This is a genomic window from Delftia sp. SD018 (assembly GCF_017355445.1).
GTDB classification, from domain to species: domain Bacteria; phylum Pseudomonadota; class Gammaproteobacteria; order Burkholderiales; family Burkholderiaceae_C; genus Comamonas; species Comamonas acidovorans.
In genome coordinates, this window is sequence record NZ_JADDRN010000015.1 from 39,196 (window position 1) to 52,718 (window position 13,523).

The following is a 13,523-nucleotide window of genomic DNA, read 5'->3' on the forward strand; positions in this document are numbered from 1 at the left end:
GTTTACTGTGCACAGCGCCGTCCAGCGGTCAGCCCTCCCCCCACTCCACCAACTGCGGCCGCACCTGCACCACCTGCCCCGCGCGCAGGCCGTCCCCATCGATGGCGCGGAAGGCCTCGGCCATCAGGCCTTCGACGTTCTGGCGCACCATGTGCACCGGAAAGCGCAGGCATTCGGCATAGGGATCCCAGTCATAGCTGCCAAAGCTGCATTGCGCCAGTTCCGCATCGGGCAGTCCACGCAGGAAGCGGATGGCGCCTTGCAGCGTGATGCCCGATGAAAACAGCAGCGCGCGCGGCAGGCCGCCCAGGCGCTGGTAGAGCGCGGCCATGGCAAGGCGGGCCGCTTCGGGGTCGTAGCCGCAGCAGAGGATGTGCTCGTCCGCCACCGGCGTGTGGGGCGCCAGGGCTTCGCGAAAGCCGGCCAGGCGCTGCTCGGTGGCGTACTCCTTGCGGACGCCGCCCAGAAAGCAGATGGCGTCCTGCGGCGCACCTGCCGGGGGCCTGGAGCGCGCCAGCAGCAGGCGCGTGAGTTCGGCCGCACCCCAGCGGTTGTCGCTGGTGACGGAGGGCGCCTTTTTCCCCGGCAGATCCACGTTGACATGGCGCACGCCGGCCTTACGGCATTCGGCGCTGATGGCGTCGGGCCGGGTGGCGCCCGTGACGATGAGGTGCTCCACGCGAAAGGCGATCAGCGAGCGCACGGTCTCCACCTCCAGCGCGCCGTCGCGCAGCGTGCTGACCACCAGCGGGCACAGGCCGCGCGCGTGGGCCAGGCGCTCGAAGGCCTGGGACAGCGCGCCGAAGAAGCGGTCCTCGTGCGTGGGAATCACCATGCCGATCAGCCCCGAGCGCTGGCGGCGCAGGCCGCTGGCCTGGCGGTTCACGGCAAAGCTGTGTTCCTGGGCGAGCTGCTGCACGCGGCGCGCGGTCTCCTCGCTGATGCGCCGCGACTGCCAGCTGCCGTTGAGGATGGCGCTGACCGTCGAGGCCGAGGTGCCGGCCAGTTCGGCCAGGTCGTAGATGGTGGAGGTTCGGGGGCGGTTCACGGTGCTCTGCAGGGGGTTGGGACGGGAGCGCTCGGCGGCCATCGTAGCCGCTGCGGCAGCGATTCGGGCGGACCGGCACCGGCACGCAGCAGCGGCCCGGGAAATCCCGCATCGGCAATGGAAGTCCATCTGTCTATAGTTTGCGCAATCGATTGTGCAAAACACAGGGAGGAGCGCCATGTTCCATGGATTCAGCCGGTTCTCGAGGGCACTGCTGGCCTGCACCCTGGCGGTGCTGGCAGGCGCGGCCGGTGCCGAGGATGTGTCGGTGGTGGCCAAGGTCGGGGGCATTCCGTGGTTCAACGCCATGGAGACCGGCATCCGCAAGGCAGGCCGCGAGCTGGGCATCTCCAGCGGCATGGTCGGCCCCACCGAGGCCGATGCGGCCCAGCAGGTGCGCGCGGTCGAGGACCTGATCGCGCGCCGCAGCAAGGTCATCGCCGTGGTGCCCAACGATGCCAGGGCACTGGAGCCCGTATTCCGGCGTGCGCGCAGCGCGGGCATCAAGGTGCTCACGCACGAGTCGCCCGACCAGAAGGGCGCCGACTGGAACATCGAGCTGAGCAGCGTCGCGGGCTTTGGCGAGCGCCACATGGACAGCCTGGGCAAGGCCATGGGTGGCGAAGGCAAGTACGTGGTCTTCGTGGGCTCGCTGACCGTGCCGCTGCACAACGCCTGGGCCGATGCGGCCATCGCCCACCAGAAAAAACAGTGGCCGAAGATGCAGCTGGTGTCCGAGCGCTTCGGCGTGGCCGAGAGCCTGGACGACTCCTACCGCAGCGCCCAGGACCTGATGCGCGCCCACCCCGACCTCAAGGGCTTTCTGGCCTTCGGCAGCCAGGGCCCCATTGGCGCGGGCCGTGCGGTGGCCGATGCGCGCAAAGCCGAGCGCATTGCCGTGGTGGGCTCGTTCTCGCCGGGCCAGGGGGCGAAGCTGGTGCGCGAGGGCGTGATCCGCGAAGGCTTCATCTGGAACCCCGCGCTGGCCGGCGAAGTGATCGTGCATGTGGGCAAGATGCTGATCGACGGCCGCGAGCCCACGGACGGCATGGAGATACCGGGCCTGGGCAAGGTGCAGGTGGACCGCGAGCGCCGCAACATCCAGGGCCAGAGGCTGGAGCCGATCAACCGGCAGACCATAGACCGGCTGGTCGGCCTGGGCCTGTGAGCCGGGCGCTGCCATGGATGCCACCACAACGGCGCTGGTCCGCATGCAGGCGGTCACCGTGCGCTTTGGCGACGCCACCGCGCTGCATGCGCTGGACTGGGACGTGATGCCCGGCGAGGTGCACTGCCTGATGGGCAGCAACGGCAGCGGCAAGAGCACGGCGATCAAGGTGCTCAGCGGCGTGCACGCGCCGCAGCCGGGCGCGCGCATCGACATCGGCGGACAGCCCGTGCAGCGGCTGGACCCGGCGCTGGCCAAGTCCCTGGGCATCCAGGTGATCTACCAGGACCTGTCGCTGTTTCCCAACCTGAGCGTGGCCGAGAACATTGCCTTCGACCAGGCCATGGGCCGCTGGTGGGCGCCCGTGCGCCGCAGGCGCCAGCGCGAGGCGGCCCAGGCCGTGTTGCGGCGCCTGGGCATTGCGCTGCCGCTGGATGCGCGGGTGGACGACCTGCCCATTGCGGGCCGCCAGCTTGTGGCCATCTGCCGGGGCATGGCGGCCCGGGCCAGGCTGCTGTTCATGGACGAGCCCACGGCCTCGCTCACACGTGCCGAGGTCGATGCGCTGCTGGCCGTGGTGCGCCGGCTCCAGGCCGATGGCATGGCCATCGTCTTCGTGAGCCACAAGCTGGATGAGGTCATGGAGATCGCCGACCGCGTCACCGTGCTGCGCGACGGGCGCAAGCTGGGCACCTGGCCCGCCGCGCAACTGTCGGGCCGGCAACTGGCCGCGCTGATGACCGGGCAGGAAGTGGATGAGCGCCTGCATGCGCGCGACATGTCCGCCGCGCCCGCGCTGCTGGAAGTGCGCGGCCTGGGCCGCGACGGCGACTACGAGGACGTGAGCTTCGACGTGCGCGAGGGCGAGATCCTGGGCCTGACCGGGCTGCTGGGCGCGGGCCGCACCGAGCTGGCCCTGGGCCTGTTCGGCATGCGCCGGCCCGACCGCGGCAGCATCCGCCTGGGCGGCCGCACGCTGGCGCTGCGCAGCAACCGCGACGCCATGGCGGCGGGCATTGCCTATGTGCCGGAGGACCGCCAGTCCATCGGCCTGAACCTGCGCCAGTCCGTGCAGGACAACCTGGTGCTGGCCATGCTGCCGCGCCTGTCCGGCCCGCTGGGCTGGCTGCCTGTCAGCCGCCGCGCCGCCACCGCAGCCCAGTGGCGCGACCGCCTGCACATGCGCCTGCCCGCGCTGGACGCGCCCGTGCACCAGCTGTCCGGCGGCAATGCCCAGCGCGTGGTGCTGGCCCGCTGGCTGGCGACCGCGCCACGCCTGCTGATTCTCGACTCGCCCACCGTGGGCGTGGACATCGGCAACCGCCAGGGCATCTTCGAGATCGTGCACGGGCTCGCCGCACAGGGCATGGCGGTGATCGTCATCTCGGACGAGGTGGCCGAGGTCCATGCCCACTGCGACCGCGTGCTGCACATGCGCGGCGGGCGCATGGCCGGCGAGTTCGTGCCGGGGGTGCATTCCGAAAGTCAGATCGAGGAGGCCGTCCATGCCTGAACACGCACACGCGCTGCTGCACCACCCCGTGGCCCGGCTGGGCCTGGCCATTGCCGCCATGGCCCTGCTGTTCGGCACCCTGGCGCCGGGCTTCTGGACGCTGGGCAACTGGATGGACGTGGCCGAGGGCGCATCGGTCACCGCCATCATGGCCGTGGGCCTGCTGGTGGTATTGGTCGCGGGCGGCATCGACATCTCGTTTGCGGCCACGGCCACGGTGGCGCAGTACCTTGCGGCCCTCGCGGCCACACGCCTGGGCTGGGCACCGGCGGCCAGCATCGCGCTGGGCCTGGCCACGGGACTGGCGCTGGGCGCATTCAACGCCCTGCTCATCCACCGCCTGCGCGCCACCTCCATCATCATCACCATCTCCACGCTGAACCTGTACTTCGCGCTGCTGATGCATGGCACGGGCGGCCGGTCCATCTACGACCTGCCGTCGTGGTGGAGCGATTCCGTGGTGCTGGCCCGCTTCGCAAGCGCCGACGGCGCAGACCCCGTGCGCCTGACCCTGCCCATCGCCGTGGCCGCTGCGGCCGCCGTGCTGACCGCGCTGCTGCTGGGACGCAGCGCGCTGGGGCGGCGCCTGTACGCCTTCGGCGGCAACCCCGAGGCCGCGCACCGCATGGGCATCGGGCTGGGCGCCATCCAGGGCGTGGCCTATGGCTGGCTCGGCATGATGGCGGCCATCGCAGGCCTGGTGCAGGCGCACCGCGTGGGCGAGTCGGTGCCCAACGCCCTGGTCGGCACGGAGCTGTTCGTGCTCGCGGCCGCCGTGCTGGGCGGCGCCAGCCTGTTCGGCGGCACGGGCAGCGTGGGCGGCGTGCTGATGGGCGTGCTGCTGCTGGCCGTGCTGCGCAACGGGCTGAACCTGCTGGGCGTGTCGCCGTATTTCTTCCAGGTGCTGCTGGGCGCCGTGGTGCTGGCCTGCGCCGCCGCAACGGGACTGCGGCGCACGCAGCGGCGCAACCAGCAGCGCAGCGCTGACGCCACTCCTGCAGCGCCTTTGGCGGGGGCTGCGCCATGAACCGCAGCCCTGGCGCGCCGCTGGGCCTGATCGCGCTGCTGGCACTGCTGTGCGCCGTGTTCACGCTGCTGCTGCCCGGCAGCTTCGCCACCCTGGGCACGCTGCAATCGGTGCTGCTTCAGATCCCCGAGCTGGGCCTGCTGGCACTGGCGCAGATGCTGCCGCTGGTCAGTGGCGGCATCAACCTGGCCGTGGTCGCCAGCGCCAACATGGCGGGCCTGGCCATGGCCTGGGTGCTGGTGGGAGGCCTGTCGGCGCTGGGCCTGGACCTGTCGGGCCATGAGGGCCTGCTCATCGCCGCGGCACTGACCGTGGGCGCCCTCGCCAGCCTGCTGGTGGGGCTGGCCAGCGGCTGGCTGGTGGCGCGCGTCCATGCCCATCCCATCCTCGTCACGCTGGGCACCATGTCGCTGATCAACGGCCTGTGCGTCTGGCTCACGCGCGGCAAGCCCATTGCAGGCTTTCCCGAGACCTTTCTGGCCCTGGGCTCCGCCCAGTGGCTGGGCCTGCCGCTGCCGTTCTGGATCTTCGCGGCCGTGTGCCTGCTGGTGGGCCTGTACCTGGGCAGCACACGCCACGGGCTGGCCATCTGCATGGTCGGCTCCAATGCCGAGGCCACGCGCCATGCGGGCATCGATACGCGCCGCGTGCTGATCGGCGTCTACACCCTGTCCACGCTGCTGTGCTGGATCGCGGCGGTGCTGATGATGGCGCGCTTCAACTCGGCCAGTGCGGGCTACGCCCAGTCCTACCTGCTGGTCACGGTGCTTGCGGCCATCCTGGGCGGCACCGATCCCATGGGCGGCTTCGGCCGGGTGTCGGGGCTGTTCGTCGCCCTGCTCATCCTGCAGGTGCTGTCCAGCGGAGTGAACCTGCTGGGCGCCAATGCCCAGCTCACGCAGGCCCTGTGGGGCGCCACCATGATCGCCGCCGTGGCCGCGCGCCACCTGCTCGCGCGCTGGCGGGGCCGTGCCCGGGCACCCGCCGAACCCTCCCCTTCACTCTCTCGCAGAGTCCACCCGGAGCCCCTATGAACCCCCTCGGCATCCACGCCCTTGTCTGGGCCGGCGACCTGTCGCCGGCCTCCACCCGCCATGTGATCGAGCAGACGCGCCAGGCCGGTTACGACCTGGTCGAGCTGTCCCTGCACGGCCCCCGGCTCATGGACCTGGCGCTCACGCGAGATCTGCTGCAGGAGCATGGCCTGGGCGTAGGCTGCTCGCGCGGGCTGACCTTCGAGGCCGATGTCTCCAGCGAAGACCCCGCCGTGGTCGCGCGCGGCCTGGCGCTGCTGCAAGAGGGCGTGGACATCACGGCGCGCCTGGGCGGGCGCTACTTTGGCGGCATCCTCTACGGCGCCATGGCGAAATACGGCCACCCCTGCACGCCGCAGGGCCGGCGCAACGCGATCGAGGCCGTGCGGCGCATTGCAGACTTCGCGGGCGAGCGCGGCGTCACGCTGGGCCTGGAGGTGGTCAACCGCTACGAAAGCAATCTGCTGAACACGGCCACGCAGGCGCTGGAGTTCATCGACGAAGTCGGCCAGCCCCATGTCTGCGTGCACCTGGACACCTACCACATGAACATCGAGGAAGCCGACCTCGCCGCGCCCGTGCTGGCCTGCGGACAGCGGCTGGGCTATGTGCACATCGGCGAGAACCACCGCGGCTACCTGGGCGCGGGCCACATCGACTTCGCGCAGTTCTTCGGTGCCCTCGCGCAGATCGGCTACCAGGGCACCGTCACCTTCGAGAGTTTCTCGTCCGCCATCGTCAACGAGCAGCTGTCGAACGCGCTGGCCATCTGGCGCCCCATGTGGGAAGACGGCATGGACCTGGCCCTGCACGCCCGCGGCTTCATGGCCGACGGGCTGGCCAGCGCGCAGCAGGCACGCGCATGACGGCCATCCTGCCGCCCGAGGCCCTGGCGCGTGCGTTTGCGCTGGCACGCTCCGGCCCCCGCCGCCTGCTGGGCCTGGCTGGCCCGCCCGGCGCAGGCAAGAGCACGGCCTGCGCCGCCCTGCTGCAGGCGCTGGGCCCGCTGGCGGCTGCCGTGCCCATGGACGGCTTCCACCTGGCGCAGTCCGCGCTGCAGCGCCTGGGCCGCGCGCAGCGCAAGGGCGCACCCGACACCTTCGACTCGGCCGGCTACGTGGCCCTGCTGCGCCGCCTGCACACGCCCGTGGCCGGTGAAACGGTCTACGCCCCAGAATTCCGGCGCGCCATCGAGGAGCCCATTGCAGGCGCCATCGCCACCGCGCCCGGCGTGCCCCTGGTCATCACCGAAGGCAACTACCTGCTGATGGAGGAACAGGATGCGCCGGGCACGCACTGGCATGCCGTGCGCGCGCTGCTGGACGAGGTCTGGTACGTGGACATGGACGACCGCCTTCGCATCGAACGCCTGACCCGCCGCCACGAACTCCACGGCCGCAGCCCCCAGGCCGCACGCGACTGGGTGGCGCAGGTGGACGAGCCCAATGCGCGCCGCATTGCGGCAACGCGGGGGCGGGCGGATTGGGTGTTGCGCTGGGGGTGAGGCTGCCGGACACAGCCCCCGCTCAGAACGCCACCACGCCCCCATCCTTGCGCGGGTCCGATCCGCCGATGTAGTGGTCGCCGTCGCGCAGCACCAGCTGCGCGCCGCCGAAGGCGAAGACGCCATGGCCTTCCTCCACCGTGACTTCGTGGCCGCGTGCGCGCAGGGCGGCGACAACCTCGGCGTCGAAGGCCGGCTCCACAGCCACGCCCTTGCCGCCCGTCACGCGCCAGCGCGGTGCGTCGGCGGCTGCCTGGGGGTTCTGGCCGTAGCGCAGCACGCGCAGGGCCATCTGCAGGTGGCCCTGGCTCTGCATGGGGCCGCCCATCACGCCGAAGGCCATCTGGGGCGTGCCGTCGGCGTTCATCGCAAAGGCCGGGATGATGGTGTGCGAGGGGCGCTTGCGCGGCGCGACCTCGTTGGCATGGCCGGCTTGCGTGGTGAAGCCGTGGCCGCGGTTTTGCAGGCTGATGCCGGTGCCCGGCACGACCACGCCCGAGCCGAAGCCCATGTAGTTGGACTGGATGAACGAGACCATCATGCCGCTGGCATCGGCCGCCGCCAGGTAAACGGTGCCGCCGGGGCGCGGTGCGCCGTAGGTGGGCGCGCTGGCGCGCTCGCGGTCAATGAGCGCCGCGCGTTCGCGCAGGTAGCCGGCGTCCAGCAGATGGGCGGATTCGACGCGCATGTGGTCGCCGTCGGCGTTGTATTCGTGCAGGTCGGCCAGCGCCAGCTTCATGGCCTCGACCTGCAGGTGCACGGACTCCACGCCGTCCAGCGGCTCGGCGCCCACGCCCAGTGCGTCCAGCATGCCCAGCGCCATCAGCGCGGCAATGCCCTGGCCGTTGGGCGGGATCTCGTGGATCACCGAGTCGCCAAAGGTCTGCGACACCGTGCCGACCCAGTCGGCCTGGTGGGCGGCCAGGTCGGCCTCGGTCATGGCGCCGCCGCAGGCCTTGGCGTGCTCGGCCATCGAGCGCGCCAGTGCGCCACGGTAGAAGGATTCGCCCTTGGTGGCGGCGATCTCCTCCAGCGTGCGCGCATGGGCTTCGCTGCGGAACACCTCGCCCGCCTTGGGGGCCTTGCCATCGGGCAGGAAGCACTCGGCAAAACCGGGCTGGTCGCCGAGCTTGGCTCCGCCCAGCGCCCACAGCGTGGCGATGGTGGGCGAGACCGCAAAGCCGTCGCGCGCATAGCGGATGGCGGGCTGGGCCAGTTGCTCGAACGGCAGCTTGCCGAAGCGGCGCGACAGCTCCACCCAGGCCGAGACGGCGCCGGGCACGGTGACGGCGTTCCAGCCCTTCTCGGGGATGCCGCCCAGCGCGGCGAAGTACTCGGGCGTCCAGGCTTCGGGCGAGCGGCCCGAGGCATTGAGGCCGTGCAGTTCCTTGCCATCCCACAGGATGCAGAAGGCATCGCTGCCCAGACCGCAGCCCGTGGGCTCGACCACGGTCAGCGCCATGGCCGTGGCAATGGCCGCATCCACGGCATTGCCGCCGGCCAGCAGCATGGACAGGCCGGCCTGCGCGGCCAGCGGCTGCGAGGTGGAGACCATGTTGCGGCCCAGCACCGAAGAGCGGTGCGAGGCGTAGGGAAGTGTCCAGTCCTTGATGGTGCTTGTCATGTCTCGATGGGGAAAAGGTTAGTCAAGGGTGATTTTGTTTTCTTTGATGACCTGCGCCCAGCGCGCGCTGTCGGCCTGCACCATGGCAGCGAACTGCGCGGGCGTGCGGGGCGATGCGGCCTCCACGCCCTGCTTGGCCAGGCTGGCCACCACCTCGGGATTCTGGATGGCCTTGTTGAAGGCCTGATTGATCCGCGCCACCAGCTCGGGCTTCATGCCGGCCGGGCCATAGACGCCGAACCAGGTGACCGAAGAATAGCCAGGCAGGCCGGACTCGGCCACCGTGGGCAGGTCGGGCGCCAGCGCGCTGCGCTTGTCGCCAGTCACGGCCAGGGCACGCAGGCGGCCGCTGGCCACATGGGGCATGCCGGTGGGAATGGAGTCGAACAGCAGGTGCACCTGGCCAGCGGCCAGGTCGGTGATGGACTGGGCCGTGCCCTTGTAGGGCACATGGGTCAGTTGCAGTCCCGCGCGCGCCGCGAAGGCCGCCGCGTTCAGGTGGACGATGGTGCCGTTGCCGCTGCTGGCGTAGTTGAGGGCGCCCGGATGGGCCTTGGCATAGGTGATCAGCTCCTGCACGTTGCGCACGGGCAGCGAGGGCGTGAGCAGCAGGATGCTGGCCGCGCCGCCGATCTCGGCAATGGGCGTGAAATCCTTGTCGGCCTTGTAGGCCAGACGGGTCATCAGATGCGGCGAGATGGCATGCGTGCTGCTGGTGGTGAACAGCAGCGTGTAGCCGTCCGGCGAGGCCTTGGCGGCCTCGCCCGTGCCGATGGTGCCGCCCGCGCCGGGGCGGTTGTCGATGACCAGCTGCTGGCCCAGGTCCTGCGACATGCGCTGCGCCACCACGCGCGCCACGAGGTCGGTGGCGCCGCTGGCCGGAAAGGGCACGACCAGGCGCACCGGGTGCGAGGGCCAGGACGCCTGGCCCTGTGCCACGGCGGGCAGGGCGATGGCGCCAGCCAGGGCACAGGCTGCAGCCAAGATGGCGCGGCGTGGAAGTAAAACGCTGGGCAATGCCTTCATGGGCACACTCCTGGACAGGGGTTGGACGGCTGCAGCCGCTGCTCCCCAGCAACGCCGCAACAGGCCATCGTAGAACCCTCGCCCCTTTGCCGCCATCAGCAAATTTGCAAACCTGCGTTGCCTCTGCGGCAAATTGATGACAATCGGGGCGACATGCCCGACGCCCGCCACCTTCTTTTGCAGGACACCGCATTGCGCTACTTCCACGAAGTGGCGCAATGCGGATCGCTGACCGAGGCCTCGGCGCGGCTGCATGTGGCGGCCTCGGCCATCAGCCGCCAGATCGCGGCGCTGGAGGGGCTGCTGGGCACGCCGCTGTTCGAACGCCACCCGCGCGGCATGGTGCTCAATGCGGCCGGTGAGATCCTGGCCGACCATGTGCGCCGCGCCGGCCTGGACGCCGAGCGCGCGCTGGGCGAGATCGAGGCCCTGCAGGGGCTGCGCAGCGGCCGCGTGCGCATCGCAAGCTCCGACGCCTTTGCCAACGAGTTCCTGCCGCGCCTGTGCGCAGCGTTCCAGCGCGCGCATGCCGGCATCGTCTTCGAGGTGATGGTGCTGCCCACGCCTGCCGTGCCAGAGGCCGTGCGCAGCGGCACGGCCGACATCGGCCTGTGCTTCAGCCGCGCGCCTGAAAAAGGCATTGCCGTGGCCTGCCGCGTGGCGGCGCCCCTGGTCGCCCTGGTCGCACCCGGCCATGCCTTGGCCCAGGCGCGCCGCCTGTCGCTGGCCCAATTGGTACGCCACCCCCTGGCACTCACACCGGCCGATACTGCCGTGCGCCAGTTGCTGGACGCGGCCTGCAGCCGCCAGGGCCTGATGCTGATGCCGGTGATGGAGAGCAACCACGGCAAGACCCTGCTGAACTTTGCAGCCCAGGGCGCCGCCGTGGCCGTGGCCAGCGAGATCGCCGCGCGCCACATGGTGGCCACAGGCGCACTGGTGGCCGTGGCGCTCAGCGACCGGGGCATGGACCTGCGCGACATCGAGGTGCAGACCCTGGCCGGCCGCACGCTGCCGCATGCGGCGCAGTCCTTCCTGGAAATGCTGCAGCTGCGGTTGCCCGGTCCCTGGTAACCGGAGGGCATCGCGGGCAGCGCCCGCCAGACACCACGGAAACAGGGCCGGCCAGAAAAGAGACCACAGTCCGAACATGGGCGGAGGGGCAAAACTCGGAAAGCTCCGGTTTTTACTGCCCTGCAGACCCGTGATTCCTCCATCGCCCTGATCGGTCCACCGAAGACGGGAGCGGATCGGGCATGAATCGGATAGGACTACTCTGATTCTGACTCAGCCGATTCGGATTCTCCTGCGCGACCGGACAGCCAGCCGCCGGCGCCGTTCCTATCATTCGCATCTCTGTCGCCGGGCTTCCTTTACGGAACCCCTTGACTCCCGCTCCTGAATGAATACACGGACAACCCGGCCATCGCCGGACCTGCAAACAAGAGGCAAGGCATGTACACGAACCAGGCCGGAGGGCGCAAGCGGCAATTGCAGCGGGAGGCACAGCATGGATGAGCGAACCGAACTGACCTTCATGCTGCATGGCCTGTCGGACCGCGACGCCAAGCTGTTCCGCTCCTATGTGCTGATGGTGAATCACCGCACACGGCACCGCTGGACGTGGCGCGAATCCCAGGCGGACATGACGGTGGCGCATGGCGAACTGGCCGAAGCGCCTGCCGCCCCGCCCGCGTTGACGCTGCGCGTGGGCGGGCAGCCCAAGGGGGCCTTTCCTGCGGGCGGCCATCTGAGCATGCCCCTGCGCGCCGATGCGCTGGAGGAATGCCTCAACACCATGGGCGCACGCATCCTGTCGGTGCACGGCAAACCGGCCAGCGCCAAGGCACACGCCAGCGGCCTGCACACGCAGCATCAGCTGATGCTGCTGCAGCTGCGGCGCTGGCCGTCGCCGCAACTGCTGACGAGATCCCACCATATCCGCCTGGCCACCTTGCTGACAGGCCAGCCCACGACGATGCAGACCCTGTGCCAGCGCTCGGGCCTGCCGCCCGAGATCTGTGCCGGTTTTCTGAACGAGCTGGACGCCGCCGGCCTGCTGCGCTGGGCCTCGGCCCGCCCGCCCGCCGCACCGCCCCCCGGCAACCCTGCGCCGGACAGGGGCGTGCTCGAACGCATACGCCTTCGCCTGGCCCGGTTTGCAGGAGCGCGCCCATGAGCGAACTCAAGATCCTGATCTCCGGCCCTCCAGGCGCAGGCAAGACCACGGCCATCCGCTGCGTCAGCGAGATCGCCCCCGTGAGCACCGACGTGCGCAACACCGATGACACCCTGGACAAGGCGCTGACGACGGCCGGCATGGACTATGGCGAGCTGACCCTGGACAACGGCGAGAAGCTGTACCTCTACGGCACGCCCGGGCAGGAGCGCTTTGACTTCATGTGGCGCATCCTCTCGCGCGGCGCGCTGGGCGTGATCTTGCTGATCGACAACAGCCGCTCCGATCCGCTGGCCGACCTGGATATCTATGTCCAGGGCCTGTCCGATGCCTTGCGCAGCACGGCATGCGTGGTGGCGGTATGCCGCATGCAGGAGTACACAGCGCCTGATCTGGACAGCTTTGCCGTGCACCTGCAATCGCGCGGCCTGCTGTGCCCCGTGGTGCCGGCCGATGTGCGCAACCCCCAGCAGGTGGTGGCCCTGATCGAGCTGTTGCTGCTGCAGATTGAAGCCCTTGCCCAGGAGAAGTCCCATGAAGAATGACGCTGCCTTGAAGGCTGCAGCCCAGGCGGCGGTGCAGTCGCTGATGAGCAGGTTGCACGGCGTGCGTGGCTGCGTGGTCAGCACCGAGGACGGCTTCGAGGTGGCCGCCCGTGCGCAAGGCCAGGGCAGCACGGCGCGGCTGTCGGCCATGGCCAGCTCGATGGCGGCGCTGGGCATGATCGCCGGCGAGGAGAACCAGCTCGGGCATTGCGCCAACGTGGTGGTCGAGGCGGCCGAGGGCTTCATCGTCATGCTGCAGGCACAGCGCCCGGGCCTGACGCTGGTCATCAGCGTGGTGGCCTCGCGCGAGGCCGTTCTGGGCCAGGTTCTCTATGTCTCGCGCGAGGCCGTGCGGACGCTGGAACAAGCGTGATGGCAAAGGCAGGCAAGGGCTGCTCATATGCATCCGGCAAGAAGGCACCGCGAAGGTGCAGAACATTTTCGCAACACAAGGGAGTTAGGAAAACAATGGCCAATATCAAGCAAACCATGGATGAACTGATGCGCTGTGACGGCGCCATGTGCGCTGCACTGGTGGACTACAACAGCGGCATGATCCTGGGGCAGGACGGATCGGGCGTGGACCTGGAGCTGGCTGCCGCCGGCAACACCGAACTGGTGCGCGCCAAACTCAAAACCATGCGCTCGCTGGGCCTGGAAGACACCATCGAGGACATCCTCATCACGCTGAGCAGGCAGTACCACATCCTGCGCCCCTCCACCCACCACGAGGGCCTGTTCCTGTACCTGGTGCTCGACAAGACCAAGGCCAATCTCGCGCTGGCGCGCCGCAAGGTGCAGGACGTGGAGAATGCGCTGGTGGTCTGAACAACAGCCCTTGACTGGCTGCGCCGC

The 13,523-nt window shown here is 69.9% G+C and carries 14 protein-coding genes; 11 read left to right on the forward strand and 3 right to left on the reverse strand.

The window, feature by feature from the left end; genetic code table 11:
* Nucleotides 1–28: 28 nt before the first annotated feature.
* On the reverse strand, nt 29–1,048 hold the full coding sequence (locus INR38_RS16090) for a LacI family DNA-binding transcriptional regulator (RefSeq protein WP_347566758.1): 1,020 nt from the start codon (nt 1,046–1,048) through the stop codon (nt 29–31).
* 178 nt (nt 1,049–1,226) lie between these two features.
* On the opposite strand from INR38_RS16090, the gene INR38_RS16095 reads away from it, so the two are divergent.
* The 6 genes from INR38_RS16095 to INR38_RS16120 are packed head-to-tail and all read left to right on the forward strand — an operon-like array spanning nt 1,227 to nt 7,294.
* The gene (locus INR38_RS16095; protein WP_207444148.1) at nt 1,227–2,216 is read left to right on the forward strand and encodes a substrate-binding domain-containing protein; all 990 of its coding nucleotides are present in this window, start codon (nt 1,227–1,229) and stop codon (nt 2,214–2,216) included.
* Nucleotides 2,217–2,229: 13 nt separating this feature from the next.
* Nucleotides 2,230–3,729 carry a sugar ABC transporter ATP-binding protein gene (locus INR38_RS16100; protein ID WP_207444147.1) on the forward strand — a complete coding sequence of 500 codons (1,500 nt, stop codon included), beginning with the start codon at nt 2,230–2,232 and terminating at the stop codon, nt 3,727–3,729.
* Nucleotides 3,722–4,756, forward strand: coding sequence for an ABC transporter permease (locus INR38_RS16105; RefSeq protein ID WP_207444146.1), 1,035 nt, complete (start codon nt 3,722–3,724; stop codon nt 4,754–4,756). Before INR38_RS16100 ends, INR38_RS16105 begins: the two co-directional genes overlap by 8 nt.
* Entirely contained in the window at nt 4,753–5,790 is a 1,038-nt protein-coding gene (locus INR38_RS16110) for an ABC transporter permease (protein ID WP_207444145.1), read from the forward strand. The genes INR38_RS16105 and INR38_RS16110 overlap by 4 nt, the downstream gene beginning before the upstream one ends.
* Nucleotides 5,787–6,656, forward strand: a complete 870-nt coding sequence (locus INR38_RS16115; protein ID WP_207444144.1) for a sugar phosphate isomerase/epimerase family protein — start codon at nt 5,787–5,789, stop codon at nt 6,654–6,656. The genes INR38_RS16110 and INR38_RS16115 overlap by 4 nt, the downstream gene beginning before the upstream one ends.
* Nucleotides 6,653–7,294 (forward strand): nucleoside/nucleotide kinase family protein, encoded by a 642-nt coding sequence (locus INR38_RS16120; protein ID WP_207444143.1) that lies wholly within the window; start codon nt 6,653–6,655, stop codon nt 7,292–7,294. Before INR38_RS16115 ends, INR38_RS16120 begins: the two co-directional genes overlap by 4 nt.
* Before the next feature lie 22 nt (nt 7,295–7,316).
* Here the strand turns inward: INR38_RS16120 and INR38_RS16125 are convergent, their stop codons facing one another.
* Nucleotides 7,317–8,918 carry a gamma-glutamyltransferase family protein gene (locus INR38_RS16125; protein WP_207444142.1) on the reverse strand — a complete coding sequence of 534 codons (1,602 nt, stop codon included), beginning with the start codon at nt 8,916–8,918 and terminating at the stop codon, nt 7,317–7,319.
* A gap of 18 nt (nt 8,919–8,936) precedes the next feature.
* A complete protein-coding gene (locus tag INR38_RS16130; RefSeq protein ID WP_207444141.1) occupies nt 8,937–9,944 on the reverse strand; it encodes a tripartite tricarboxylate transporter substrate binding protein in 1,008 nt (335 codons plus the stop codon).
* Between the two features lie 153 nt (nt 9,945–10,097).
* Here INR38_RS16130 and INR38_RS16135 point away from each other — a divergent pair, with 153 nt between their 5' ends.
* The 5 genes from INR38_RS16135 (at nt 10,098) to INR38_RS16155 (ending at nt 13,496) form a co-directional block, all read left to right on the forward strand.
* Nucleotides 10,098–11,018 carry a LysR family transcriptional regulator gene (locus INR38_RS16135; RefSeq protein ID WP_034389667.1) on the forward strand — a complete coding sequence of 307 codons (921 nt, stop codon included), beginning with the start codon at nt 10,098–10,100 and terminating at the stop codon, nt 11,016–11,018.
* Nucleotides 11,019–11,454: 436 nt separating this feature from the next.
* Nucleotides 11,455–12,123 carry a hypothetical protein gene (locus tag INR38_RS16140; protein WP_034389665.1) on the forward strand — a complete coding sequence of 223 codons (669 nt, stop codon included), beginning with the start codon at nt 11,455–11,457 and terminating at the stop codon, nt 12,121–12,123.
* The gene (locus tag INR38_RS16145; protein WP_034389663.1) at nt 12,120–12,668 is read left to right on the forward strand and encodes an ATP/GTP-binding protein; all 549 of its coding nucleotides are present in this window, start codon (nt 12,120–12,122) and stop codon (nt 12,666–12,668) included. Before INR38_RS16140 ends, INR38_RS16145 begins: the two co-directional genes overlap by 4 nt.
* Complete coding sequence (locus tag INR38_RS16150; protein WP_016449547.1) at nt 12,658–13,041, forward strand: roadblock/LC7 domain-containing protein; 384 nt, start codon at nt 12,658–12,660, stop codon at nt 13,039–13,041. The genes INR38_RS16145 and INR38_RS16150 overlap by 11 nt, the downstream gene beginning before the upstream one ends.
* A gap of 95 nt (nt 13,042–13,136) precedes the next feature.
* Nucleotides 13,137–13,496, forward strand: coding sequence for a hypothetical protein (locus tag INR38_RS16155; protein ID WP_099734941.1), 360 nt, complete (start codon nt 13,137–13,139; stop codon nt 13,494–13,496).
* The last annotated feature ends 27 nt before the right edge of the window (nt 13,497–13,523 follow it).